This window comes from Roseibium sp., from assembly GCF_039982295.1.
In the GTDB taxonomy this organism is placed as follows: domain Bacteria; phylum Pseudomonadota; class Alphaproteobacteria; order Rhizobiales; family Stappiaceae; genus Roseibium.
The window spans coordinates 204,674-229,994 of record NZ_JBDWYP010000091.1 but is presented as its reverse complement, the minus strand read 5'-3'; the positions used below and the strand labels follow the sequence as shown (position 1 = coordinate 229,994).

Annotated in this window: 24 protein-coding genes; 14 read left to right on the top strand and 10 right to left on the bottom strand. The window is 56.9% G+C overall.

Going from position 1 to position 25,321, the window contains the following annotated elements; all coding sequences use genetic code 11:
* The first annotated feature begins 392 nt into the window (after positions 1–392).
* From ABJZ52_RS20110 to mazG, 9 genes are all read left to right on the top strand, one after another.
* Entirely contained in the window at positions 393–1,721 is a 1,329-nt protein-coding gene (locus ABJZ52_RS20110) for an aspartate aminotransferase family protein (protein ID WP_348193119.1), read from the top strand.
* A gap of 127 nt (positions 1,722–1,848) precedes the next feature.
* On the top strand, positions 1,849–3,105 hold the full coding sequence (locus ABJZ52_RS20105) for a Zn-dependent hydrolase (protein WP_348193116.1): 1,257 nt from the start codon (positions 1,849–1,851) through the stop codon (positions 3,103–3,105).
* Between the two features lie 153 nt (positions 3,106–3,258).
* Positions 3,259–3,546 (top strand): GIY-YIG nuclease family protein, encoded by a 288-nt coding sequence (locus ABJZ52_RS20100; protein WP_348193113.1) that lies wholly within the window; start codon positions 3,259–3,261, stop codon positions 3,544–3,546.
* 185 nt (positions 3,547–3,731) lie between these two features.
* Complete coding sequence (hydA, locus tag ABJZ52_RS20095) at positions 3,732–5,189, top strand: dihydropyrimidinase (protein ID WP_348193111.1); 1,458 nt, start codon at positions 3,732–3,734, stop codon at positions 5,187–5,189.
* A gap of 98 nt (positions 5,190–5,287) precedes the next feature.
* Positions 5,288–5,674 (top strand): hypothetical protein, encoded by a 387-nt coding sequence (locus ABJZ52_RS20090; RefSeq protein ID WP_348199942.1) that lies wholly within the window; start codon positions 5,288–5,290, stop codon positions 5,672–5,674.
* Positions 5,671–6,453, top strand: coding sequence for an ABC transporter ATP-binding protein (locus ABJZ52_RS20085; RefSeq protein WP_348193105.1), 783 nt, complete (start codon positions 5,671–5,673; stop codon positions 6,451–6,453). Before ABJZ52_RS20090 ends, ABJZ52_RS20085 begins: the two co-directional genes overlap by 4 nt.
* Entirely contained in the window at positions 6,446–7,369 is a 924-nt protein-coding gene (locus ABJZ52_RS20080; protein WP_348193103.1) for an ABC transporter permease, read from the top strand. The genes ABJZ52_RS20085 and ABJZ52_RS20080 overlap by 8 nt, the downstream gene beginning before the upstream one ends.
* Positions 7,366–8,511 (top strand): ABC transporter permease, encoded by a 1,146-nt coding sequence (locus tag ABJZ52_RS20075; RefSeq protein ID WP_348193100.1) that lies wholly within the window; start codon positions 7,366–7,368, stop codon positions 8,509–8,511. The genes ABJZ52_RS20080 and ABJZ52_RS20075 overlap by 4 nt, the downstream gene beginning before the upstream one ends.
* A gap of 88 nt (positions 8,512–8,599) precedes the next feature.
* On the top strand, positions 8,600–9,436 hold the full coding sequence (gene mazG, locus ABJZ52_RS20070; RefSeq protein WP_348193098.1) for a nucleoside triphosphate pyrophosphohydrolase: 837 nt from the start codon (positions 8,600–8,602) through the stop codon (positions 9,434–9,436).
* 18 nt (positions 9,437–9,454) lie between these two features.
* Here the strand turns inward: mazG and hflX are convergent, their stop codons facing one another.
* The 9 genes from hflX to dusB all read right to left on the bottom strand — a co-directional run bounded on the left by hflX (position 9,455) and on the right by dusB (position 21,092).
* A complete protein-coding gene (gene hflX / locus ABJZ52_RS20065; RefSeq protein WP_348193095.1) occupies positions 9,455–10,834 on the bottom strand; it encodes a GTPase HflX in 1,380 nt (459 codons plus the stop codon).
* Positions 10,835–11,092: an RNA chaperone Hfq gene (gene hfq / locus ABJZ52_RS20060; protein ID WP_153769149.1), complete on the bottom strand. Its 258-nt coding sequence runs from the start codon at positions 11,090–11,092 to the stop codon at positions 10,835–10,837.
* Between the two features lie 202 nt (positions 11,093–11,294).
* On the bottom strand, positions 11,295–12,158 hold the full coding sequence (locus ABJZ52_RS20055; protein ID WP_348193092.1) for a D-amino-acid transaminase: 864 nt from the start codon (positions 12,156–12,158) through the stop codon (positions 11,295–11,297).
* 135 nt (positions 12,159–12,293) lie between these two features.
* The gene (gene trkA, locus ABJZ52_RS20050) at positions 12,294–13,670 is read right to left on the bottom strand and encodes a Trk system potassium transporter TrkA (RefSeq protein ID WP_153769147.1); all 1,377 of its coding nucleotides are present in this window, start codon (positions 13,668–13,670) and stop codon (positions 12,294–12,296) included.
* Positions 13,671–13,723: 53 nt separating this feature from the next.
* Positions 13,724–15,091 carry a sigma-54 dependent transcriptional regulator gene (locus ABJZ52_RS20045; RefSeq protein ID WP_348193088.1) on the bottom strand — a complete coding sequence of 456 codons (1,368 nt, stop codon included), beginning with the start codon at positions 15,089–15,091 and terminating at the stop codon, positions 13,724–13,726.
* Positions 15,081–17,330 carry a PAS domain-containing sensor histidine kinase gene (locus ABJZ52_RS20040; protein WP_348193085.1) on the bottom strand — a complete coding sequence of 750 codons (2,250 nt, stop codon included), beginning with the start codon at positions 17,328–17,330 and terminating at the stop codon, positions 15,081–15,083. Before ABJZ52_RS20040 ends, ABJZ52_RS20045 begins: the two co-directional genes overlap by 11 nt.
* A gap of 185 nt (positions 17,331–17,515) precedes the next feature.
* Positions 17,516–18,955, bottom strand: coding sequence for a nitrogen regulation protein NR(I) (gene ntrC / locus ABJZ52_RS20035; RefSeq protein ID WP_348193082.1), 1,440 nt, complete (start codon positions 18,953–18,955; stop codon positions 17,516–17,518).
* A gap of 2 nt (positions 18,956–18,957) precedes the next feature.
* Entirely contained in the window at positions 18,958–20,097 is a 1,140-nt protein-coding gene (locus tag ABJZ52_RS20030) for a nitrogen regulation protein NR(II) (protein WP_348193079.1), read from the bottom strand.
* Positions 20,094–21,092 (bottom strand): tRNA dihydrouridine synthase DusB, encoded by a 999-nt coding sequence (dusB, locus tag ABJZ52_RS20025; RefSeq protein WP_348193077.1) that lies wholly within the window; start codon positions 21,090–21,092, stop codon positions 20,094–20,096. Before dusB ends, ABJZ52_RS20030 begins: the two co-directional genes overlap by 4 nt.
* Before the next feature lie 197 nt (positions 21,093–21,289).
* Here dusB and ABJZ52_RS20020 point away from each other — a divergent pair, with 197 nt between their 5' ends.
* From ABJZ52_RS20020 to ABJZ52_RS20000, 5 genes are all read left to right on the top strand, one after another.
* Positions 21,290–22,555 carry a bifunctional 2-C-methyl-D-erythritol 4-phosphate cytidylyltransferase/2-C-methyl-D-erythritol 2,4-cyclodiphosphate synthase gene (locus ABJZ52_RS20020; RefSeq protein ID WP_348193074.1) on the top strand — a complete coding sequence of 422 codons (1,266 nt, stop codon included), beginning with the start codon at positions 21,290–21,292 and terminating at the stop codon, positions 22,553–22,555.
* Positions 22,555–23,064 (top strand): CinA family protein, encoded by a 510-nt coding sequence (locus ABJZ52_RS20015; RefSeq protein ID WP_348193072.1) that lies wholly within the window; start codon positions 22,555–22,557, stop codon positions 23,062–23,064. Before ABJZ52_RS20020 ends, ABJZ52_RS20015 begins: the two co-directional genes overlap by 1 nt.
* An 87-nt stretch (positions 23,065–23,151) precedes the next feature.
* Entirely contained in the window at positions 23,152–23,616 is a 465-nt protein-coding gene (locus tag ABJZ52_RS20010; protein ID WP_348193069.1) for a hypothetical protein, read from the top strand.
* Positions 23,617–23,797: 181 nt separating this feature from the next.
* Positions 23,798–24,259 (top strand): hypothetical protein, encoded by a 462-nt coding sequence (locus ABJZ52_RS20005; protein WP_348193066.1) that lies wholly within the window; start codon positions 23,798–23,800, stop codon positions 24,257–24,259.
* Between the two features lie 140 nt (positions 24,260–24,399).
* Positions 24,400–24,834, top strand: coding sequence for a hypothetical protein (locus ABJZ52_RS20000; protein ID WP_348193063.1), 435 nt, complete (start codon positions 24,400–24,402; stop codon positions 24,832–24,834).
* Positions 24,835–24,856: 22 nt separating this feature from the next.
* On the opposite strand, the gene ABJZ52_RS19995 is transcribed toward ABJZ52_RS20000, so the two are convergent.
* Positions 24,857–25,309: a type II toxin-antitoxin system RatA family toxin gene (locus ABJZ52_RS19995; RefSeq protein WP_348193060.1), complete on the bottom strand. Its 453-nt coding sequence runs from the start codon at positions 25,307–25,309 to the stop codon at positions 24,857–24,859.
* Positions 25,310–25,321 lie beyond the last annotated feature (12 nt).

The window sequence follows — 25,321 nt, the reverse complement described above, 5'->3', positions numbered from 1 at the left end:
ATGCCGATTGAATTATCATCTTGACCGTTTGGTCAAGTCTTCATAACGTCCACTTGACCAAACGGTCAGGTTTTCAAAACCGTTCCCCATGGGTAGCAACCAAGGCGTCCAACGGCAAGAATGCCAAAACCGAGAGACAAACATAATGGGCCGCGAGGCCCCGGTAGCCTGCAAACGGGCGCCGATCCAGAGAAACAAGAGCGACCCTTCAAAAAGAGCTGACGCAGCTTGCAGGAAGGGTCAAAGTGGGAACAGCCCGGACGGTGGTCCAGGCGCCTTCAGCCGGGCGCGCTTTACAACGCCCTGCCCGGCATCCCCAAGGCGCCTCCCCTCCGAGCCAGGAATAACCAGCAGAGTCGGCGTTCCCGAAAAAGGCGCCGCAAGGAGGACGTATGTCGAGTTCGGCATCAAACGCGACCAACAATCTCGAAGCCTTCTGGATGCCCTATACGGCGAACAGGCAGTTCAAGCAGAACCCGCGTATGTTCGTCGGCGCAAAGGACATGCATTACACCACCAGCGACGGCCGTCAGGTCCTCGACGGAACGGCAGGTCTGTGGTGCTGCAACGCTGGCCACGGTCGGCCGAAGATCGTTGAAGCGGTCCAGAAGCAAATCGCCGAATTGGACTATGCGCCTGCCTTCCAGATGGGTCATCCGAAGGCTTTTGAGCTGGCCGCCCGTCTGGCTGCCATGATGCCCTCACCGCTGGACCACGTGTTTTTCACCAATTCAGGGTCCGAAAGTGTCGATACGGCACTGAAGATCGCGCTTGGCTACCAGCGCTCGATTGGCCAGGGAACGCGCACCCGTTTCATCGGCCGCGAACGCGGCTACCACGGAACCGGCTTTGGCGGTATCTCGGTTGGCGGTATCGTTGCCAACCGCAAGCAGTTCGGCAACATGCTGAACGGCATCGATCACCTGCCACATACACACGACCTCAGCCGGAATGCGTTTTCCCGGGGAGAGCCAAAGAATGGTGCCGAATATGCGGAAGAGCTGATCCGCCTGGTTCAGCTTCACGACGCCTCCACGATTGCTGCCGTGATCGTTGAGCCGGTTGCCGGATCAACCGGCGTTCTCATTCCGCCGCTCGGATATCTCAAGCGCCTGCGGGAAATCTGTGACCAGAACGGCATCTTGCTCATTTTCGATGAGGTCATCACCGGGTTTGGCCGCCTGGGCACGCCCTTTGCAGTCGACTATTTCGACGTCGTTCCGGATCTCGTGACCACGGCAAAGGGCATCACAAGCGGCGTCATTCCGATGGGAGCAGTCTTCTGCGCCAAGAAGATTTATGATGCCTTCATGGATGGCCCGGACCACCTGATCGAACTCTTCCATGGCTACACCTACTCCGGCCACCCAGTCGCCTGTGCCGCAGCACTCGCAACACTGGATACCTACGAGGAAGAAGGACTTCTGACCCGCGCCGCGAGCCTCGCGCAATATTGGGAAGACGGCCTGCACTCGCTCAAGGATTGCCCGAACGTCATCGATATCCGCAATCTCGGCCTGATCGGGGCGATCGAGCTTGAGCCGATTGCTGGCGAGCCGACCAAGCGCGCCTTCTCTGCATTCCTGAAGGCTTATGACGACAACCTTCTGATCCGCACGACGGGCGACATCATCGCCCTGTCGCCGCCTTTGATCATTTCCGAAGCCCAGATCGACGAGTTGTTCGATACGCTGCGGTCTGTCTTGAACGCCATCGACTAGTTGAAGAGAAACAAGGGAGACAGGCGGCCCACATTGTTCCGCCTGTCTCCCTGCCCGAATGAAAAGGGCTGGTTGGAACGGCAGTGATGTCGTTTGTCGAAACAGAGTTGAAGTAGGAGATAACAAAATGGCAGCTGCGGGTGAGAACCTTCGGATCAACGGTGACCGGCTCTGGGATAGCCTGATGGACATGGCCAAGATCGGCCCGGGTGTTGCAGGTGGCAACAACCGCCAGACGCTGACCGACGCCGATGCTGAAGGCCGCAAGCTGTTCCAAAAGTGGTGTGAGGATGCTGGCATGACCATGGGTGTCGACACCATGGGCAACATGTTCATGACCCGTCCCGGCACAGATCCGGACGCTCTGCCCGTCTATATGGGATCACATCTGGATACGCAGCCCACAGGCGGCAAATACGATGGCGTTCTGGGCGTGCTGGGTGGCCTTGAGGTCGTGCGTACCATGAACGACCTCGGCATCAAGACCAAGCACCCTATCGTTGTCACCAATTGGAGCAACGAGGAAGGCACACGCTTTGCACCGGCCATGTTGGCCTCAGGCGTTTTTGCCGGCATCCACACCCAGGATTGGGCCTACGGCAAGGAAGATGCTGAAGGCAAAACCTTCGGTGATGAACTGAAGCGCATCGGCTGGGTCGGCGATGAAGAAGTAGGCGCACGCGCCGACAAAATCCACGCCATGTTCGAACTGCACATCGAGCAGGGTCCCATCCTTGAAGCAGAAGGCAAGGACATCGGTGTCGTCACCCATGGCCAGGGTCTCTGGTGGCTTCAGGTCACTGTCACTGGTCGCGACAGCCACACGGGCTCGACGCCCATGCCCATGCGCCGAAACGCTGGTCTCGGCATGGCCCGCATGACCGAGCTTGTTCACGAGATTGCAATGAAACACCAGCCAGCGGCCGTTGGCGCCATAGGTCATTGCGATGTCTATCCGAATTCACGCAATGTCATTCCGGGAAAGGTCGTGTTCACGGTCGACTTCCGCTCACCCAATCAGGCGACCCTTGATGGTATGAAGGCCGAATTCGAGGCAAAGGCCCCGAAGATTGCCGAGGAGTTGGGTCTCAGCGTTGAAATCGAGGAGGCGGGTCACTTCGACCCGGTCACATTCGATGCGGGCTGTGTCACGGCCATTCGCTCTGCTGCAGAGCGTCTCGGCTATTCCCATCAGGACATAATCTCTGGCGCCGGACACGACGCCTGCTGGATCAACAAGGTTGCCCCGACGGCCATGATCATGTGCCCCTGTGTCGATGGCCTGTCGCACAACGAAGCGGAAGAGATTTCGAAGGAATGGGCCACCGCGGGCGCGGACGTACTGTTCCATGCGGTCGTCGAGACGGCGGAAATTGTTGAGTGAGTTGATCGCTCGATAGGCTTTGGGCTCACCAATCCCGGGTCTTCGCCCGGGATGACGAACGAGAGCTTTGCGTGCAGTCTCTCTTTCATCATTCCGGACGACCGATGGGAGCTCGGCATCGATGAGCCGCGGCGATAGAAGGAAGCACGGGATTTGCCCGCCTGGGTCTACATAGTGGCCTCAAAGCCTTATGAAACGCTCTACACGGGCGTAACTACCGATTTGGCAAGACGGATATACGAGCACCGGGAAGGACTGATTCAGGGGTTTAACGAGACATATGGGCGCAGGACGCTCGTCTGGTATCAAGAATTCACGAACATCACAGATGCCATCGTAAAAGAAAAACAAATCAAGCGATGGCGGCGGCAATGGAAGTTCGAACTGATTGAGAAACCGAACCCGGATTGGAGGGATCTTTATCCTGACTTGAACCGATAGGCATCAGGCGCACCGGTCCCGGCTCAAGGCCGGGATGACGACCGAAGGGCTGGAAGATAAACTTTCACTCGTCATCCCGGACAAGACGAAGCCGAGATCCGGGACCGGTGAGCCACGATACCCGCGGACAAAAAAGGTCCAACGGCCAGCATGAAACACAAAGTTGAAAACCAAGGGGAACAGCAATGGCATCGAAGGTGATCAAGGGCGGTACAGTTGTGACCGCAGATCTGACCTATGTGGCGGATGTGAAGGTGGATGGCGGCAAGATCGTCGAGATCGGGCCGAACCTTTCAGGCGACGAAACTCTGGATGCGACCGGCTGCTACATCATGCCAGGCGGCATCGATCCGCACACCCACATGGAAATGCCCTTCATGGGCACGTTCTCTGCCGACGACTTCGACAGCGGCACACGTGCTGCTCTGGCCGGCGGCACGACCATGCTGGTCGACTTCTGCCTGCCGGCGCCAAACCAGTCGCTGCTGGAAGCCATTCAGGCCTGGGACAACAAGTCCACGATGGCCCATTGCGACTATTCCTTCCACATGGCGATCACCTGGTGGGGTGAGCAGGTCTTCAACGAGATGGAGACCGTGGTCAAGGAAAAGGGCATCAACACCTTCAAGCACTTCATGGCCTACAAAGGCGCCCTGATGGTGCAGGACGACGAGATGTACGCGTCCTTCAAGCGCTGCGCAGCCCTTGGCGCCATGCCACTTGTGCATGCTGAAAATGGTGACGTTGTTGCCGACCTCTCTGCCCAGCTTCTGGCCGACGGCAACAACGGTCCGGAAGCTCACGCATACTCGCGCCCGCCGCAGGTGGAAGGCGAAGCCACCAACCGTGCCATCATGATCGCCGACATGGCCGGTGTCCCGCTCTACGTGGTGCACACGTCCTGCGAGGAAAGCCACGAAGCTATCCGCCGTGCCCGCCAGGCTGGCAAGCGCGTCTATGGCGAGCCGCTGATCCAGCACCTGACACTGGATGAAAGCGAATATTTCGACAAGGATTGGGATCATGCCGCGCGTCGCGTGATGTCGCCTCCTTTCCGTAACAAGCAACATCAGGACAGCCTGTGGGCTGGCTTGGCGAGCGGTTCCTTGCAGGTGGTGGCAACTGACCACTGCGCCTTCACCACAGACCAGAAGCGTTATGGCGTTGGTGACTTCACCAAGATCCCGAATGGAACCGGTGGTCTTGAAGACCGTCTACCAATGCTTTGGACCTATGGCGTCAACACGGGCCGTCTGACCATGAACGAGTTCGTGGCCGTCACCTCGACGAATATCGCCAAGATCCTGAATGTCTATCCAAGGAAGGGCGCGGTGCTTGTCGGCGCGGATGCTGATCTGGTTGTCTGGGATCCGGAGAAGTCCAAGACCATTTCCGCCAGCACCCAGCAGTCGGCCATCGACTACAACGTGTTTGAGGGCAAGACCGTCAAGGGCCTGCCGCGCTACACCCTGACCCGCGGCAAGGTCGCCGTCGAAGATGGCGCGATGAAGTCCGAACAAGGCCACGGCAAGTTCGTCAAGCGCGAGCCCTACCCCGCTGTCAGCAAGGCGCTCAGCACCTGGAAGGAACTCACCAACCCTCGCAAGGTTGAACGCACCGGCATTCCGGCCAGCGGAGTGTGACTTTGACGGACGAACAGCCGTTCGAAATTTCTAAACCGAGACTATTCGAACGGCTGTCCGTCCGCTCAATCGCACTTGGGCTTGGTGCCGGATGGTCCATGCTGACCGCCTACATCATCTTGATTTCAACCACTGCGTTGAAACCTTTCTTCGAAACGCCCGCCAAACCGGACATCCTGGAAAACTTCTTGTTCTCCATTGTTGTGTTCGGGACAGCCGCATTCGCTGCTTATCCGCTGTTGCTCCTGTCTATTTTACTGATCTTCGAATTTGCGAGCCGAGTTGCCCCTGGTATTGAAGTCAAGGGCAGGCACAAACGAATATCGGCAGGTGCCGGATTGGGGTTACTATCGATTTCGGTGCTTGCAGCCATTCTGGGCACCGCAGAGGCGAAGGATCGGCACTTTGTTCTCGCGGCAATGATTGCAGGTGCAATGGGCGGTTTAAGTTATCATGTCTCTCTTCAAACTTCGGATAATCTATGACTTCACCTGTAGTCTCAGCTAACAATCTGTCGCTGACGTTCCAGACCAATGATGGGCCGGTACACGCCTTGTCCGACATTGATCTCCAGATCGATGAAGGTGATTTCGTGTCCTTTATCGGCCCGAGTGGCTGCGGCAAGACCACCTTGCTGCGCGTGATCGCCGATCTGGAACAACCGACCGCTGGCGCCATCACGGTCAATGGTCTGACGCCGCATGAAGCCCGGTTGAAACGTGCCTATGGCTACGTCTTTCAGGCCGCGGCCCTTTATCCCTGGCGCACCATTGCTGCAAACATCGCGCTACCGCTTGAAATCATGGGGTTGCCCAAGGCCGAACAACGAGAGCGCATTGCCAAGAACATGGAGCTGGTCAATCTCGCCGGCTTTGAGAAGAAATTCCCCTGGCAGCTTTCCGGTGGCATGCAGCAGCGCGCTTCAATCGCGCGCGCCCTATCTGTCGAGCCGGATCTGCTCCTGATGGACGAGCCATTTGGAGCGCTCGATGAAATCGTGCGCGATCATCTCAATGATCAGCTCCATCAACTTTGGGCCAAGACCAACAAGACCGTGGTTTTTGTCACCCACTCGATCCCGGAGGCTGTCTATCTCTCCACCAAGATCGTGGTGCTATGTCCGCGTCCGGGTCGGATCTACGATGTGATCGAAAGTGATCTGCCGCGCGAACGCACGTTGGATATGCGCGAGAGTCCCGAGTTCCTGAAAATCGCACACCGCGTCCGTGAAGGTCTGAAGGCGGGGCATAGCTACGATGACTGACGCCGCCCTCGCCTCGCCCCGCAGCACCAATCCGTTCACGGGCCTCATGGCAGGGACCACCGGGCCTGTTTTGGTGATCCTGCTGGCCATCATTGGCATCTGGTACATCGCTGCCGTGGCGCTGAACACGCCGTTCCAGCAAGGCATTTATGAGCGTGCCAACCAAACGGATGTGCCGTTTACCCAGCTTGTGACCGATACGCTTGCCCAGGAGCGCCCTGTCCTGCCCGCGCCGCACCAGGTAGTGGAGGAAATCTACAAGACGACGGTGCTTAAGAAGGTCACCTCCAAGCGGTCGCTCGTCTATCACACCTGGATCACCCTCTCCACGACCCTGCTCGGCTTCCTGATAGGAACGACGCTCGGCATCTTTCTCGCGATCGGCATCGTTCATTCACGAGTGCTCGACAAGTCGCTCATGCCCTGGGTGATCTCCTCACAGACCATCCCGATCCTTGCGATCGCCCCGATGATCATCGTGGTGCTGAATGCTGTAGGAATTTCCGGTCTTCTGCCGAAGGCGATGATATCGACCTATCTATCTTTCTTCCCGGTCACCGTCGGCATGGTGAAGGGGCTGCGTTCTCCCGAGATCATTCATCTTGACCTGATGCACACCTACAGCGCCTCTCGGCTGCAGACGTTCTGGAAGCTGCGTTTTCCCTATGCCGTTCCCTATCTCTTCACGTCCATGAAAATCGGCATCGCCGCCTCGCTCGTTGGCGCAATCGTCGGCGAACTGCCCACCGGCGCCGTTGCTGGCTTGGGCGCACGTTTGCTTGCCGGGTCGTACTATGGCCAGACCGTTCAAATCTGGTCAGCACTGCTGATGGCGGCCTTCCTGGCCGGCTCTCTGGTCGCCCTCATAGGGCTCATGGAGAAACACGCCCTGAAACGCATGGGGATGGCACGATGAGCATGACTGCCTCAACAAAACGCAGGTTGGACATACCCGCTCTTCTTGCCTGGTTCATCATCGCAATGGCTGCGGTCGCGCTGTTCAGTCCGGTCTTCAGGCCTGATCTCGCGATCACGGAAATTCCAAGACTCGCGATATGCCTGGTGATCCTCGCCATCCTCGGCGTACGCTATGAGCTGGGTTTCATGCGCAACCAGATCGGCGATCTGGTCCTTGGGCTTGTGACGGCGGTCGCTGCGTGGCTCTTGATCGAGACCGCAGGCAGGCATGTCGGCGAAGCCGCGATCGGGTTCTGGGCTTTGACCGCAGCGACCTGGGCAGCTGCCTGGCTCTTTATTGAGCGGCTGGCGCACTGGAAGGGCATGCCCCCTCTCGCGAGCCGCCTCATCGATTTGGCCATTCCTGCGCTTTTCGGCGCAACAATTCTTGTCTTGTGGCAATTGATTGTAAACGGTGCAGGCGTTCCCAAAGTCCTGCTGCCGGCACCGTCCGAGATCTGGCTTCGCCTCACCACTTCGGTTCCGATTCTTTGGGCGGACTTCCAGCAGACCTTCATGAAAGCCGTTTTGATCGGCTACGTCATGGGGTGTGGTGCAGGTTTCATCATTGCCATCCTGGTCGATCGTGTTCCTTTCCTTCGGCGGGGGTTGCTTCCGGTCGGCAATCTCGTCTCTGCGCTGCCAATTATCGGCGTTGCCCCAATCATGGTCATGTGGTTTGGCTTTGACTGGCCCTCCAAGGCAGCGGTCGTCATCATCATGACGTTCTTCCCCATGCTGGTGAACACCGTCTCGGGACTGGCAGCAAGCGACGCCATGCAACGCGACCTCATGCGCACCTACGCCGCGAGCTATTGGCAAACCCTCTTCAAGCTGCGCCTGCCGATGGCGATGCCCTTCATTTTCAACGCCCTCAAGATCAATTCCACACTGGCACTGATCGGCGCAATCGTGGCCGAGTTCTTCGGAACACCGATCGTGGGAATGGGCTTCAGGATATCGACCGAAGTAGGCCGTATGAATGTGGATATGGTCTGGGCGGAGATTGCAGTCGCCGCGCTCGCGGGATCGCTGTTCTACGGCCTCATCGCGCTGGCCGAACGGGCCGTCACGTTCTGGCATCCATCCATTCGCGGATAAAAGTCGAAGACCGGCGCAACCGCGCCGGTCTTCTTGATTTCAAGTCCCAGACTGTTCCACCCTGCAAACCGAGGTTCGGATCGATCCGATGACCCCTTCTCGCGAAATAAGCCGCCTCATCGAAATCATGGCGGCGCTGCGTACGCCGGTTACCGGATGCCCCTGGGATCTCGAGCAGGATTTCAACTCTATTGCTCCGTACACGCTCGAAGAAGCCTATGAGGTTGCCGAGGCCATTCGTCTGAATGATATGGAAAACCTGCGCGAGGAACTGGGTGATCTGCTGCTACAGGTGGTCTATCACGCGCGTATGGCCGAGGAGGATCAGCAGTTCGACTTCGCTGACGTAGTGGAGGGCATCACAAAGAAAATGATCCGCCGCCACCCGCATGTCTTTGGCGACGAAGCAGCCCGCTCTGCCGGCATAGCCAAAGGCATGTGGGAGAAGATCAAGGCTGAAGAGAAAGCCGAACGCAAAGCCCGGCGCGAGGTGCTTGGGCTTGAGGAAACGAAGAAAGCCTACCTGGACGACGTGCCTGCTGTATTTCCAGCGCTTGTTGAGGCTGACAAGCTGCAGCGGCGTGCCTCAAGAGTTGGCTTCGACTGGGGCGCTGCCGGCCCCGTGCTTGACAAGATCAGGGAAGAGATTGGCGAGCTGGACGATGAAATTTCAGCCGGCGAGATCGACAGATCGAAAGTCGCAGACGAGTTGGGCGACGTTCTCTTTGCGGTCGCCAATCTGGCGCGTCATCTCGATATAGACCCAGAAGCTGCGCTCAAGCGCACAAATGACAAGTTCCGTAAACGGTTTTCGTCGATCGAGACCCATGCAGAGCAAACGGGCACAACGCTCGACGCCATGATGCTCGACGAAATGGAAGCTGCGTGGCAGGCAGCCAAAAAGGCTTCTTCTTCAACTGTCTGACAGCCTACATGCCGCGAACTATTCGCTGACGAGATAGCTTGCAAAGAGACTACGGAAGGGCCCGCGCTGCTTGTCGGAAACCCGTACATCGGCTTCGATATATTCCTCTCCATCCTGCCGTTCCAGAACCTCGGCAACCTGATAAAGCTGGGCGGTCAAGGCACCGTCGGTAACCGGCAAACGTACGGTGAAAATGTCATCATGCTGGGCGATGAAGGCATCAATGCGGGTATAGAGTTGATCGAGCCCCTCGCCTGTCAGGGCTGACAGGGCTATGGGACCTTCCGCGCCTTGATCATCCAGAAGCTTTTCCCGGTACACTGGATCAAGACAATCGATCTTGTTCCACACTTCTACGATCGGGGCACCGGTCTGTGGGCTGACACCAAGATCATCCAGTGTCTTCTTCACATCTTCGGCTTGCGCGTCGGTGTCCGTGTGGGAAATATCCCGCACGTGCAGGATCAGATCTGCCTCAAGCACCTCTTCCAGCGTTGCCCGGAAGGCTGCGACCAGATGCGTCGGCAAGTCAGAAATAAAGCCCACCGTGTCAGACAGGATGACTTCGCGCCCATGCGGCAGCTTGATCTTCCGCAGTGTCGGATCGAGGGTGGCAAACAAAAGGTCCTTCGCGAAGACGTCAGATTCCGTCATCCGGTTGAAAAGCGTCGACTTTCCGGCGTTCGTATATCCAACAAGCGCAACAACAGGCTGAGGGATCTTCTTGCGTTTCTTGCGATGCAGGTCACGCGTCCGCCGCACACCCTCAAGCTGCTTTTGCAGGGCAAGAATACGATCTTGAATCTGGCGTCTGTCGGCCTCGATCTGAGTTTCGCCAGGCCCCCCCATGAACCCGGCGCCGCCGCGCTGCCGCTCAAGGTGCGTCCATGACCGAACAAGCCGACTTTTCTGCCATGTGAGATGCGCAAGGTCGACCTGCAGCTTCCCTTCCTTGGTGCGCGCACGGTCACCAAAGATCTCGAGAATCAAACCCGTCCGGTCGATCACTTTTGTTCCGAGTCGACGTTCCAGGTTGCGTTGCTGAACAGGCGTCAACGGATGATCAACGACCACAAGATCAAGCTCTTCGGCAGCCACTGCGCCTGAAAGCTCCTCAACCTTGCCTTCACCAAACAGCGTTGCTGGTTTGGGTGTGTTGATCTTCACGACATTGGAGGAAACGATATTGAGATTGATGGCGGCACTGAGACCAACGGCTTCTTCAAGACGCGCCTCGGGGCTTCGATTAGAGCGAAGGTCACCTTCTCCAGCGTCTCTGCGCTGCTGTAAAACAGGCTCGACGATCATGGCCCGGAAAGGCTGGGGGCGCCGGTCAACACCGTGATCGTCGCCGCTCTTGGATGGAGTGCTGCCGTCCTCGCGAGACTTGCGTTCCAATCAGCTACCTGCCTTTTCGCCGGTCTCTTCACCTGGTTCAAACAATTGAACAGGTCCATTGGGCATGATTGTCGAGATGGCATGCTTGTAGACGAGCTGGGAATGTCCATCGCGGCGCAAAAGAACACAGAAATTGTCAAACCATGTAACAACACCCTGAAGCTTGACCCCATTGATGAGGAAGATTGTCAGGGGCGTCTTTTGTTTCCGGACATGGTTCAGGAAAGTGTCTTGAAGGTTCTGTGCGCGATCAGCCATCAGTTTTTTTATCCTGTTTCCGCCGGATGCGGCCGGGCATCCGGTGTTTTTCAATTGCTGCCGTTGAGTGGGGCCTTAAACACAAACGCTTCCGCCCCGAAACGACCTGTCTATCTTCTACGACAACCGGTGCAATTGAATCCTGCCCGCACCAGACTCTCGCCTATTTTCCAATCTCTACACAGCCGAACATAGCTGTTTCTTACACTGCCACAAAATCAGTAGCAGTATGGAACAGTTCGCGCAATCGCGTTGCAACCGAACCTGGATGTCCGTTGCCCAAAATCGTATCATCGATTTTTACAACCGGCATGACGAGTGTAGATGCCGCAGTCACGAAGGCCTCTCGCGCTTCCTTGGCTTCTTCCACAGAAAACGGGCGTTCCTCAAAGGAAATGCCGTCGCGTTCGACAAGCTCAAGCACGACAGCCCGCGTAATCCCGCTAAGAATACCACTTTCGGCGGGGCGCGTTACAAGTGTTCCATCCTTTGTGACGATCCACGCATTCGTAGAACCGCCCTCGGTAACCTTGTTTTCACTGTCAAAGTACCACGCTTCCTTGCACCCCTGCTCTTTCGCTGCTTGTTTTGCCAGCACGTTGGGAAGCAATGCAACGGTTTTGATGTCTACGCGAGGCCAGCGGTTTTCCGGGTAGGTAATCACCGAAATCCCTTTTTCGGCCGCCGCATCGCCAGACCTGGGATCCGTCGCACGAGCCGTCACCACGACTGACGGCATAACATTTTCGCCCGGAAAGAAATGATCCCGGCGGGAAACACCACGGGTCACCTGAATGTATACAATGCCGTCATGCACGCGGTTTCGGCGCACCACTTCGCGGAGCACAAACTCGAGCGCTTGACGGGCCATAGGCCAACCAATGCTGAGCTCTTTCAAGGAACGATCGAGACGGTCGATATGCCGAGGCATGTCAACGATGGTATTGCGCCAAACTTCACAGACTTCGTAAACGCCATCGGCAAACTGATAACCACGATCCTCAACATGGACGGCTGCATCCCTGTGCGGAACGTACTGACCATTGACATATGCGATCCTGCTCATGACTCTTCCTTGTGAACGCGAAAAAACTCCCGTCGCATGCGAAACGGGAGGAACTGAATGACAGCAACAAGATAACCAATGCATGAACCGTCTTGCGACCCAACGCAAGGCCAAGTTCTGGGCAATCCAGCCCTCTTAGAAGAATTCGAGACTGACCCGGAACATCTGCTCGACCTGTCGAACCCTGGAGGCAACAGCGAAGATCACGATGCGGTCCTGAGAAATGATTTGAAGGTCGCCATTTGGGGTCAGTACCTTGCCGTCCCGAAAGACCGCACCGACCCGAATGCCCGAAGGCAGGTCAATTTCCCGCAAGGGACGTCCAACCAGCGGTGATGTGTCCAGTGCTTCCGCTTCGACCACTTCGGCAGCACCGTTTTGCAGCGAATGGACGCCCCTTATCCGGCCACGACGTACATGTTGCAGGATCTTGGAAATCGTGACAGCACGCGGGTTGATGAACGCGTCGATGCCAAGTGCTTGCGCAAACGCCGGGTAGCTCGGATTGTTCAGGAGTGACAAGTTGCGCCGACAGCCCAGCTTTTTGGCCATAACCGATGAGAGAATGTTGACCTCATCTTCGTTTGTCAGCGCCACCATCGTATCGGCTGCGCCGACATCTGCCTCATCGAGGATACCCTGATCAAGCGCGCTTCCATGCAGGATGACCGACCGTTTTAGTTCATCAGCGATGCCCACCGCTCGTTCCCGCGACGCTTCGATCAACTTGATCCGGGTATTGCTCTGACGTTTTTCAAGCGCCCGAGCCACATAAAGACCTATGTTGCCGCCACCTGCGATGACGACGCGGCTGGCTTCCGGCTCTTCATGTCCGAAAATTCCAAGCGTTCTACGAACCTGGTCACGGCGCGCGACCACATAAGCCAGGTCTCCGACAAGCAGGGAGTCAGAGCTCTTGGGAACGAAAAGCTTGTTGTTCCGATAAACGCCAACGACAACAGCTCCGAGGTCCGGAAAGAGCTCGGTCAGCTGCCGCAGCGGCGTATCGATAACCGGGCAATCCTCTTCACACATGATCCCGACCGTGACGATCTGGTCATCAGCAAAACGCACGGTCTCCACTGCTCCGGGCAGGGCTAACCGCCGCAAGACCATTTCTCCGACTTCAATCTCTGGCGAGATAATCACGTCAATCGGCATGTTCTCGCGGGAAAACAAGTTTTGCCAGCGGCCCTGCAAATAACTCTGCGCCCGGATACGTGCGACCTTGGTCGGGACATTGAACAGGGAGTGCGCGACCTGACAGGCGACCATGTTGACTTCATCATACAGCGTCACCGCAATGATCATGTCGGCTTCTTCGGCGCCGGCCTGGGCCAGAACATCGGGATGCGCGCCGTGTCCAACAAACCCACGGACATCCAACTGATCACCAATCGCGTTGATCAACTTGGGTGATGAATCGATGACCGAGACGTCGTTCTGTTCTGCTGCAAGGCGCTCTGCAATGCCGTAACCGACCTGGCCAGCTCCACAAATGACGACTTTCATGATGGTCTTCCCATACGCGCTTGTTCAACGCCTCAAATACCAGAGACTGACGATTAAGACAGCCCCAGGGTCTTCAGTTTTCGATGCAGTGCAGAACGTTCCATGCCGACAAACTCTGCTGTTCGCGAAATATTGCCGTCAAACCGCTTGATCTGGGCCTGCAAATAGTCGCGTTCGAAAATTTCACGCGCTTCACGAAGAGGCACAGACATTAGATGTTCTCCCCCGCCTGTGGTTGGCAGGTTTGGCAGGGTCGCACCGACCTCTGCAGGCAAAAGATCTGCCGTGATCACACTGTCCGGCTCGCCTCTGGCGAGGATCAACAAGCGCTCAACGTTGTTCTTCAGCTGGCGCACGTTCCCTGGCCAGTCATGCGTTTGAAGCACGGCCATGGCGTCATCACCGATAGGGCGCAACGGGATGCCCGAAGCCGTAGAGATCTGCTCCATGAAATGACCCACAAGCACCGGCACGTCTTCCCGCCGTTCTGCCAATCCCGGCACGCGTAGAGGTACCACGCCGAGCCTGTGATAAAGGTCCTGCCGGAAGAGGCCTGCTGAAATGTGTTCCTCGAGGTTTTTAGCCGTCGAGGACAGGATCCGGATATCAACCTGCACCTTGGTTGCCCCACCTACCCGCGTGAAACTCTGATCGACCAACACCCTCAGAATTTTGCTCTGGGTCTCGGCCGGCATGTCGCCGACCTCATCAAGGTAAAGCGTACCGCCATGCGCCTCTTCCATGGCGCCAACCTTGCGAAGATTGCCGCTTCCATCCTCAATGCCGAAAAGCTCTTCCTCCATGCGCTCAGGCGTGATCGTTGCCGCGTTCAGCACGACAAACGGGCTCTTCGCACGTGGTGAAAGGTCATGGATCATACGGGCGGTCAGCTCTTTGCCCGCTCCGGACGGGCCTGTGATCATGATGCGGCTGTTGGTCCCTGCGACTTTCTGGATCGTTTGGCGCAACTGGTTGGCAGCACTGGAATCACCAATGATTCCTTTTGCTTCGCCGCTGCGCTGGCGAAGTTCCCTGACCTCGCGCTTCAGACTTGAGGCTTCAAGGGCGCGGTCGACGATATGAATCAGCCGATCGGTCTTGAAGGGTTTTTCAATATAGTCATAGGCGCCGCGCTTGATGGCCGAGACCGCGGTCTCAATGTTGCCGTGGCCGGAGATGATGACGACGGGCAAGTCCGGATCAGTCTGCTTGATGACGTCCAGAACGCCCAATCCGTCGAGACGGCTTCCCTGCAGCCAAATGTCCAGCACCACAAGTGAAGGACGTCGCTCCTTGATCGCTGCGATCGCGCTATCGCTGTCGCGTGCCGTTCGGGTGCCATAGCCCTCGTCGTCGAGAATGCCGGCAATCAACTCGCGAATATCAGTTTCGTCATCAACTACAAGAATGTCATACGCCATTTTCGGTCACTGTCTTTTCGTTCTTGTCGTCCTCGGCATCCGTCGAACTGACCGCCAAGGTCAGGCGGACAAGCGTGCCGCTCTCTCCCAGACCCGCATCCGGCGCATCAAGCAGTTCGATGCTCCCTCCGTGGTCTTCAAGTATCTTTCGCACGATGGCAAGACCAAGACCGGTCCCCTTTTCGCGCGTCGTCATATAGGGCTCCAGCAGTCTTTGCCGGTTTTCCTCGGGCAGCCCGACGCCGTTGTCTGAAACGTCGATCACAATCAGGTCGGAGATCTCCGACAACGAGACATTGATACGTCCCGACGCAAGGTCTTCACCTTCGCGACCTTCAATAGCTTCGGCGGCATTCTTGATCACATTGGTCAGGGCCTGACCAATGAGTCTTGCGTCAAACGTCGCTACAACCGGCGTTTCTGGCAGCTTGGTGTTGATCTCGATATCCGGATTGCCAACCGTCTGCATGAATGCAGCTTCTCGCACGATATTGCGGATATCTGCTTCGCTTTTCGTTGGCTTGCGCATACGCGCAAACGACGAAAATTCATCGACCATCTGACCAATGTCACCAACCTGACGGATGATCGTGTCGATGCACTGATCGAAGACTGTGCGGTCTTCCTCGATCTTCTTGCCATATCTGCGCCGGATGCGTTCTGCCGAAAGCTGAATCGGCGTGAGCGGGTTCTTGATCTCGTGGGCAATGCGCCGTGCCACGTCGGCCCATGCCGAATTACGCTGCGCTGAAACCAGATCGGTAATATCGTCAATCGTCACGACATAGCCATGCTCGCGGCGAGTCGATTGCTCACTGGTCAGCCTTACGTTCAAAGTCCTCTGCCGCCCACCCAGAGCCACCTCGATCTGCGTTTCCTGGAACCGTTCGCTATCCTTGTCAAAGGCCTGTGAGAGAAAGTCTGACAGCTCTGGAATGATCTCGCGGAGCGGCTTTCCAAGTAGATCGACCTCTTCGACTTGAAGCAGGGCCTGTGCCGACATGTTGACGAGCATTACGGCTCCATCCTCGTCAATGCCAAGGACACCGGTGGAAACCCCGGAAAGCACAGCTTCATTGAAACGCCTGCGCCGATCGATCTGCTCATTGGCCGCGAGCAATGCGTCGCGCTGTCCAAGGAGCTGGCCCGTCATCTTGTTGAAGGTAGACCCCAGATTGGCCAGGTCGCCCTCAGACCTGGACGTTTCGACCTTCACCGCCAGATTGCCTTTTGAGACTTCGTCCGCCGCAGAGATCAAAGTGCGAATGGGAGACACCAACCTGTTGGCGAAGCCGAAGCCGATCCAGATTGCGGACAGAAGGAGGATGAGCGCAACGCCGAGATAGACCAGTGCAAACGCAACCTGAACGCCGAACCGGCTGTTTTCAAGCTCTCTGTATTCATGAGCCCCCTCCTCCGCCAGTCTTTGATATTCAACCACGCGCGGATCCATGGACCTGATCGCATATAGGTAGAAATCATCATAAGCCGACAGGCGCATCACGCCGCCGACCAGATTTGACTTTCCAGGAGCAATCAGGATCGGTTCTCCCTGACGCGCCTTGGCAAAACTGTCTTCCGGCGGCAACAAGACATTTACCCGCGGATCCAGAACAATCCGGGTCACGACAGTTCCATCCGATGTCATGATGAAGGCCGCCAACAGGCCGCGAACGGAGGCTTGTGCGCTGAAGAAGCCATCAAACCGGGTTGGCTCGAAATCGTAAACTGCCTTTGCCCGGTCCACGTCATTGGCCATCGCAATCAGGTCGCCACGCAGCACCCGCGCGTGCTCCTGAAGGTAGGCCTGCGCCACTGTCAGCGCGTTATCGATGATTTGCCGCGTGCGGTCTTCGAACCAGCGGTCCAGGCCGCGATCAAGCGTGAAGGTCGCCAGTATTGCCATCAGGATTGCCGGCACCGCCGCAACGACGCTGAACAGTGTGACGATTCGAACATGCAGCCTTGCAGCTGCGCGGCCGCGCCGCCGCGCGTTCAGGAGCTTGGTGATTTCCCAGAGGATGGCCGCGATCAGACAGCTGGCCAGAACGCCATTGACCACCATCGCGATCAAGACCACCTGTTGCGTCGGCGCAACTGAGGTCAGGCCTGTCAGAATTACGAAGGTGACGGCGATGGACAAAAGAGCGATCAACATGATCGCAAGACCGAGGCGCCTGCCCAGTTTTCTCTTGGAAGACTTAGGCTCCGCAGAACCCTGAGCAAGTCCCAGTATCATGTCACCTCGACGTCTTTCGCGATGAGGGCCAGCGGCTGAAAGCGCACCACCCAATTCAGAAGTGCGGCACACTTACCACAGAATGTTGCGAAATTGCGACAATGATGACGATGAGGAAAACTGTCTACAGGCAACGCGATAGATCTCGCCGCCTGCAGGTTTAGGTGACATTGAAACCACAGGTTTCAGCGGGCAGATCGCATCACCTGAATATCGAGATCGCGTATCTTCTTGCGCAAGGTGTTGCGGTTCACCCCAAGAAGTTCGGCCGCTTTGATCTGATTGCCCCGCGTCGCCGCTAAAGCCGCGCTGATCAAGGGGTATTCCACCTCTCGCAGTATTCGGTGATAGAGCCCAGGGGGCGGAAGCGCATCGCCATAGTTGTCAAAGTAACCGCCAAGGTATCTCTCGACCGACGCACCAAGATTGACGCTTTCGGAGCTTTCCTCCTCGAGTGGAGACACTGCCGGCTGGCTTAGCTCTTGCTCAAGCATTGCCTCACCGATCACGTCTTGCGGGTACAAAGCCGCGAGCCGTCGAACCAGGTTTTCGAGTTCACGTACGTTGCCCGGCCAGCGATAGCGGCGCAGGAGGTTAAGCGCTGGTTGATCGATCTGCTTCGCTGGCAGCCCCTCTTTTTCCGCAATGGAGAAGAAGTGCCGCACCAGATCTGGAATATCTTCGACGCGCTCTCTGAGTGGTGGCAACCGAATCGGCACGACATTCAGACGGAAATAAAGGTCTTCACGAAAGAGACCCTGGTTGATCAGCTGCCGCAGATCCTTGTTTGTCGCTGCGACGATGCGCACATCTGTCTTGATAGGCGTGCGCCCACCAACCGTCGTATACTCACCTTGCTGAAGAACGCGCAACAAACGCGTCTGCGCTTCCATGGGCATATCGCCGATTTCGTCCAGAAACAGCGTGCCGCCATCGGCCTGCTCGAAGCGACCAGAGCTGCGATGCTGGGCACCCGTAAAGGCTCCCTTTTCATGCCCGAACAGTTCCGCCTCAATCAGGTCTCGCGGAATGGCCGCCATATTGATTGCGACGAAGGGACCGTTGCGCCGCTTGCCATAGTCGTGGAGCGCGCGTGCGACCAGCTCCTTACCAGTGCCTGACTCGCCGTTGATCATGACCGTCAGGTCGGTCTGCATCAGCCGCGCGAGCACACGATAGATTTCCTGCATGGAAGGAGACCGCCCGACCAGCGGCATACCTTCGCTCATGTCATCGATCTCAACCGGACGACGGACCTTCGGTTCTTCAAGGGCTCGACTGACGATGCTCGTCAGCTCCTTGAGATCGAACGGCTTGGGAAGGTATTCATAGGCGCCCTTCTCGGACGCCCGAATGGCAGTCATGAAGGTGTTCTGTGCGCTCATGACCAGCACCGGGAGATCCGGGCGAAGCTTCTTGATCCGAGGCAGGACGTCGAAGATGTTTTCGTCGGGCATGACGACATCGGTAATCACGAGATCCCCGTCGCCCGAGCTGACCCACCGCCAGAGCGTGGTGGCATTGGATGTCAAGCGAACGGTATAGCCCGCACGAGAAAGGGCCTGATTGAGGACGGTACGGATCGCCGCATCGTCATCGGCTACAAGGATGGTGCCTGTCGGCATGATCATTCGGTCCTGTCGCTGGAGGGAGCCTCAGGTTCAACAAAAGCCGGCATCAAGATCCGGAAGATGGTTTTGCGTGGCTGACTGTCGCATTCGATGACCCCGCCATGATCACCGATGATCTTGGCGACGAGCGCCAGACCAAGGCCGGAGCCATTGGTCTTAGTGGTGATGAAGGGTTCAAACAGATGTGGCAGCAGATCGTCAGGAACGCCTGGTCCATTGTCCTGAACACAGAATTCCAAAGGAAGTGAAACGCGTTCTGCCGTTCCAGGCACAGATAGACGGATACCTGGACGAAACGCCGTGGTGATCCGGATCTCACCGTCCGGGTCGTCGCCGATCGCCTCGCTTGCGTTCTTGATCAGGTTGAGAAAGACCTGAACCAACTGATCCCGGTTGGCATAAACGGGCGGAAGAGAGGGATCGTAGGCCTCCAGAATGCGCTTGTTGCGAGCAAATCCGCTATCGGCAAGACGCTTGACGTGATCAAGCACCACGTGGATGTTCACAGGCTCACGCTCGATCGGACGTTCATCGGAGAAAACCTCCATCCGATCAACCAGCTTCACAATGCGATCGGTCTCATCTGTGATCAAACGTGTGAGTGCGCGATCTTCATTCGGAACCGATTGTTCAAGCAGCTGTGCAGCGCCCCGAATCCCCGACAGTGGGTTCTTGATCTCATGCGCCAGCATTGAGGCCAGGCCGGTCACGGTGCGGGCTGCCCCTCGTGAGGTGAGCTGCCGGTCGATCTTCTCCGCCATGGACCGTTCCTGGAACATCAACACGACCGCGCCGGGACGCTCTGCGACGGGCGCTGCATTGATGTCGACGATCTTTGGCGCGCCAATACGCGGCGAACCGATATCGACCTTGTACTCGTTGACCGCAGCGCCGCGCTCTCGCACCTGGTCGACAAGGGTCAGCAAAGGACTGCCAAAGGGCACGAAGTAATCGATGGGATGGCGCCGCAGGTAAGACACGCTCGATCGCATGAAGATCTCCGCAGCCATATTGGCGGACTCGATAACGCCATCAGGCGCGACGAGCAGCACCGGGTGTGGAAGCGAATCGAGTATCGTCGGACCATCGTCGGCCAGCGCGGCCATCCGTCCTTTTGAAAGGGACTCAGGCGTCATGCAGCACTCCGTTCGGAAGAAGAAAACCATCCATCAACGAGGCGGATTACCTCCACCGGATCGTTGGAAGTCATAAGGGTTTTACGCAAGGGGCCAGGAAGTTCACGACCGAGGCCCGAATTGTCGAGGTACCAGCCAAGATGTTTGCGGGCAATTCGGACACCAGGCATCGTGCCATAATGCGTTATAATCGCTTTGTAATGCTCGAGAACAAGATCCCGAAGCTCCGGGCCGCCTGGCTCTGCACGTTTCTCGCCTGTCGCCAAAAAGTGCCCGATATGACCAGGTAGCCAAGGCTTGCCATAAGAACCGCGCCCAACCATCACGCCATCGGCGCCCGACGCTTCGAGCATTCTCAGTGCATCATCAAACTCACAGCAATCACCATTGGCGATGACCGGGATTTCGACCGCATCAACCACGTCTCGGATTGCATTCCAGTTGGCTTGGCCCTTGTAGAACTGGCTGCGCGTCCGCCCGTGAACCGTCAGCAGCATGATGCCCGCAGCTTCGGCGCGGCGCGCAAGTGTCGGTGCGTTGATGGACGTCTCGTCCCACCCGAGACGCATCTTGAGCGTCACTGGAATATCGACGGCATCAACCGTGGCCTCGATCAAGGTCAGCGCGTGGTCAAGGTCACGCATCAACGCCGAGCCGGAATAGCCGGATGTCACCTTCTTGGCAGGACAGCCCATGTTGATGTCAATGACGTCAGCGCCCGCATCGGCAATGACTCTGGCGGCTTCGCCCATCCACTTTGCTTCACGCCCAGCCAGCTGTACGACGTGGAGACCATCATCCTGAGCCTCGGCACGCATCTGCGTTTCCGCGTCTCCCTTGACGAAAGACTCGCTGGCCACCATTTCGCTGACGACCATCCCAGCACCATAGCGGGCCGCAATCCGGCGAAACGGCAAATCGCTGACGCCAGACATGGGGGCGAGCACAGCCCGGTTCTTCAGGCTGTGACGACCAATGCGAATCGGATCCAACATCAAAGGGGACTGCAATCTGCTCATAACCTGTGCACACTCAACAATGCCTATATCGTAGCCATATTTTGCGGTGCGGCAAGAGGCAATTGCGCATAATATGATGGTTTGGTTTGCAATTTCTTTTGCTTGGTCACATCAAAGAGCTCTTGCATTAAGAGTTCGCGCAGCAAATGAGAACACACAGGATCGGGACCCTGATGACCAAACAAGTGGCAGCAATTATTGTCGCAGGTGGAAGAGGCTCTCGTTTGGCCAGTTCCAGTGATGATTGTCCAAAGCAATACAAGACGCTCGCCGACCGACCAATCCTCACATATACGCTTGAGCCATTTCTCGCCCACCCTCTTGTCAGCAAGGTGCTTGTGGTGCGCCATGCGGATGACCTGAAGCTCTGCGAAGACGCGATTGCGGCCTTGGGAGTCGGGCCGACAGACAAACTACTGACGTCGGTAGAAGGTGGCACGACAAGACAGGACTCTGTCTACGCCGGGCTAGACGCCCTTCAGCATTCAGAATGCGCAGCTGTCCTGATTCACGACGCGGCACGTCCTTTTGTCACCCGTGACGCGATCAGCGCTGTTATCGAACGCCTGCAGCAAGGCGCCAAGGCGGTTCTGTCGGCGATCCCTATTGTGGACACACTCAAGCGAGCAGATGCAGACACGCATTCTCTCTCGACCGTGGACCGGCAAGGGCTCTGGGCCGCTCAGACGCCGCAAGGTTTCGACTTCGACGCGATTTGGCACGCGCATCAGAATGCGCTGAAAAATGGCCGAATGGATTTTACGGACGACACCGGCGTCGCAGAGTGGGCAGGACATGAGATCGAGCTGGCCGCTGGCGACGCCGACAACTTCAAGATAACCAGTCCGGCGGACCTGGAACGCGCAAGAAAGATCATGGAAATGACCAGCAAGATAGCGGCCCCCCTTCCCTCAACCCGTACTCATGCACTTGCAGATCTTGGCGACGTTCGAATGGGCACTGGCTATGACGTCCATGCTTTCGACGCAGGAGATGCTGTCATTTTGGGCGGAGTTTCAATTCCGCACGACCGGAAGCTCAAAGGTCATTCGGATGCAGACGTGGTTCTGCACGCGATCACCGATGCGGTCCTCGGCGCAATTGGTGACGGTGACATAGGCACGCACTTTCCGCCATCAGATCCGAAGTGGAAGGGCGCTGCTTCCGATCAATTCCTTCATGACGCTGTCCGCCGCGTTAAAGCCATGGGCGGCCAGATTACCCACATCGATGCAACAATCATCTGTGAACTGCCGAAAATCGGCCCTCATCGCGCGCGCATGCGTCAAGCCATCGCCGATATCTGTGCCTTGCCGGTTTCAAGAGTCTCTGTAAAAGCGACGACCTCGGAACGACTCGGCTTCACCGGCCGCAAGGAAGGTATCGCTTCCATGGCCGCAGTGACCGTTCGACTCCCGTTTTCAGGAGATGATGCGTGATGACACAATGGATCGATCTGCTGCCGAAAGCAGAAAGCGTCGTCGCTGACGCGCGGAAAAACGGTATCATCATTGCCACAGCGGAATCCTGCACCGGAGGTCTGGTCGCCGGGCTGCTTACGGAGGTGCCAGGGTCCTCGGCTGTTATCGATCGCGGCTTTGTAACGTACTCCAACGAAGCCAAACAGGAGATGCTGGGCGTTTCGTTTGAAACACTGGAAGCAGTTGGAGCGGTCTCGCGTGAGACCGCGGTCGAAATGGCTGAAGGTGCGCTCAAAAACTCACGCGCAGACTTGGCTGTCTCGGTTACCGGAATCGCGGGGCCAGGCGGTGGCAGTGTACAAAAGCCGGTCGGAACGGTCCATTTCGGGCTTGCTGCAAAAAAACGAAAGACTGAGCACTTTTCGGCAAATTTCGACGATCTTGGCCGAGACGACGTTCGGCTTCTGGCTGTAGCAAAGGCGCTCGAACTTATTTCAAATTCAATCAATTGCCCTAGCGAAATCTAAGAGCTTGAGCGCTATCGCTGTCGGAAATGACGGTGGAAAAACAACTGGCACGGGCCATCCGCAGTCGCAAACCCTGGATGACCTTCAATGCTCAAGAAACTATTCGCTGTCCTTGCCTTTTGTATGGTGGCTCAGACCTTTGGCGCGAAACACGCGATTGCCAGTGGCATTCCTTCTCCGGGTGACTTCTACCTGATCGCACGGGACCGCGTCGGCGATTTCTCTGGCAGTCACAAGGTTTTCAGACGCACGGCGGTGGGGCTCCACAAGGTCTCGTATTGCAAGCGGGACTATTGGGTGCGCGCCCATACCGTTGCCTGGACGCTGGTCGAGGCTGAAAACAACCGGGCTGTACGGCTTGAGTTCAACTTCGGCAAGGGTTGGCGTCCGATCTGCGACCACCCGGAACAGCAAGTCACACTCAGCGACATTGGTCTTGCCGGCGACCCACGCGAAATTCTGGCTAAGCCCGAGACGAACTCCGGGGCACTGAGCCTCTTCGGCGTCATCAGCAAGTCACTGCGGGAAGATGTCGAAGTCTACGGTCCCTGAACCGCTCTCTGGTGCAGGCGCCTGGTAAGTTCTGATGGCAAACGCGACGGTACATAAAATTCGATCAATAATCTGAGCGATATTTAGACATCTGGAGCAATAGGTTTGATCTTTGGTTGTTTTGGCAAAAATAAAGTTCAGCCATTGTCCAGCGCTCGGCAAAAGAACAGGTAGATGCAAAATGAAGAAACTGGGTCTTGCAGCACTTGGCTGGTGCCTTCTTGCAAGCGCGGCAGCTTCTGCGGCAATCATGATCCCCGGAGACTTTTACCTGATCTCCCGTGGGGATGACGGCCTGTTTGCCGGCAGCCACAAGATCTTCCAACGCCAGTCGAACGGCTTGCGGCGTGTCACATATTGCGGCCGAGACTACTGGGTCCGTCCCGTCACAGTCGCCTGGACGCAGGTAGAAGTCGAAAATCGCATGGAAGTTCGCGTGGAATTCAACATGGGCAAGGGCTGGCGACCGATCTGCGAAAAGCCCGAACAACAAGTCACGTTGAAAGATCTGGGCGTGACACAGGATGCCAGGGTCGTGCTGCAAACAAACGGGCGCGACCTCGACGGAATCAACCGTTTCAGCGCGATCAGCGAGTCCTTCCAAAAGGGCAACAGATCCAAAAAAGCCTCATATCACGACTAAAGGAGAGAGCATGCTGCAAGTGAGGGGCTAACATCGGATGACGTGGGTAACCGGGACAAGGTTCACGCCACCCTGACGGTGTTGAATGGTCGTCCGATCCAAAGGCTATCCTGCCTGCGGCGTATACAGAGACAAGTGCCATGAAAAAAGAACTCGCACTATTCGCAGCTCTAAGCCTCTCAGGCCCGGTACAGGCTCAAATGCCTGTCTCTGCGGGCGACTATTACATTCGTTCCCAGCAGCCCTCCGGCACCTTTTTCGGCTATCATGAGGTGCTGACAGAACCTAAAACTGGTTATGTGCGGGCAGTTTACTGCGACACCGTTTTCTGGGTCAGAAAATCAACTGTCCTCTGGACGGAAAACGAGGCGAAGGCGGGTCGCCACCTTTTCATCGAGATGAACCTGAATGGAGGACGCCAGCTGATTTGCGCTGACCCGGATGAACAGGTGCGCCTTGAAGATCTCGGAATGAAGGAAGCTGAAGTCAGACGCTTTCGTGCCAGCAATGGCCAGCTTGATCAGAAAAAGAGCCGCATGAATGTGCTCAGCGAAGCCTTCAAGCAACGTAAATAGGTTTCGACCTCACACCAGAAGATCAGGCACCGTAGACGGCATCTGCGCGCTCTTCGAACGCAGTCGAGAACCTTCTGAACGCACGATCAAACATGGCGCCCATGAGCGACCCAAGCGTGCGGCTCTTGAACTCGTAGTCGATAAAGAACCCGACATCACACGAGCCATCGCCTGTGTCGGTGAACGTCCAGCGGTTTTCCAGATGCTGGAATGGCCCGTCCAGATACTGCACCAGGATCGCATTTTCTTGCGGAAGCATCTCGACGCGGCTGGTAAAGGTCTCCTTGAAGACCTTGTAGGCAACGGTCATGTCGGCAACGAGCACTTCCCTGCCCTCACCCAGATCCTTGCGTCCGCGCACTTGCAGTGCCTGGCAGAGTGGCACGAACTGGGGGTACTTCTCGACATCGGCCACCAAAGCGAACATATCCCGCGCTGAATGACCGACCCGATGGGTTGAAGAAAAACTAGGCATGTCTCGCGCTAC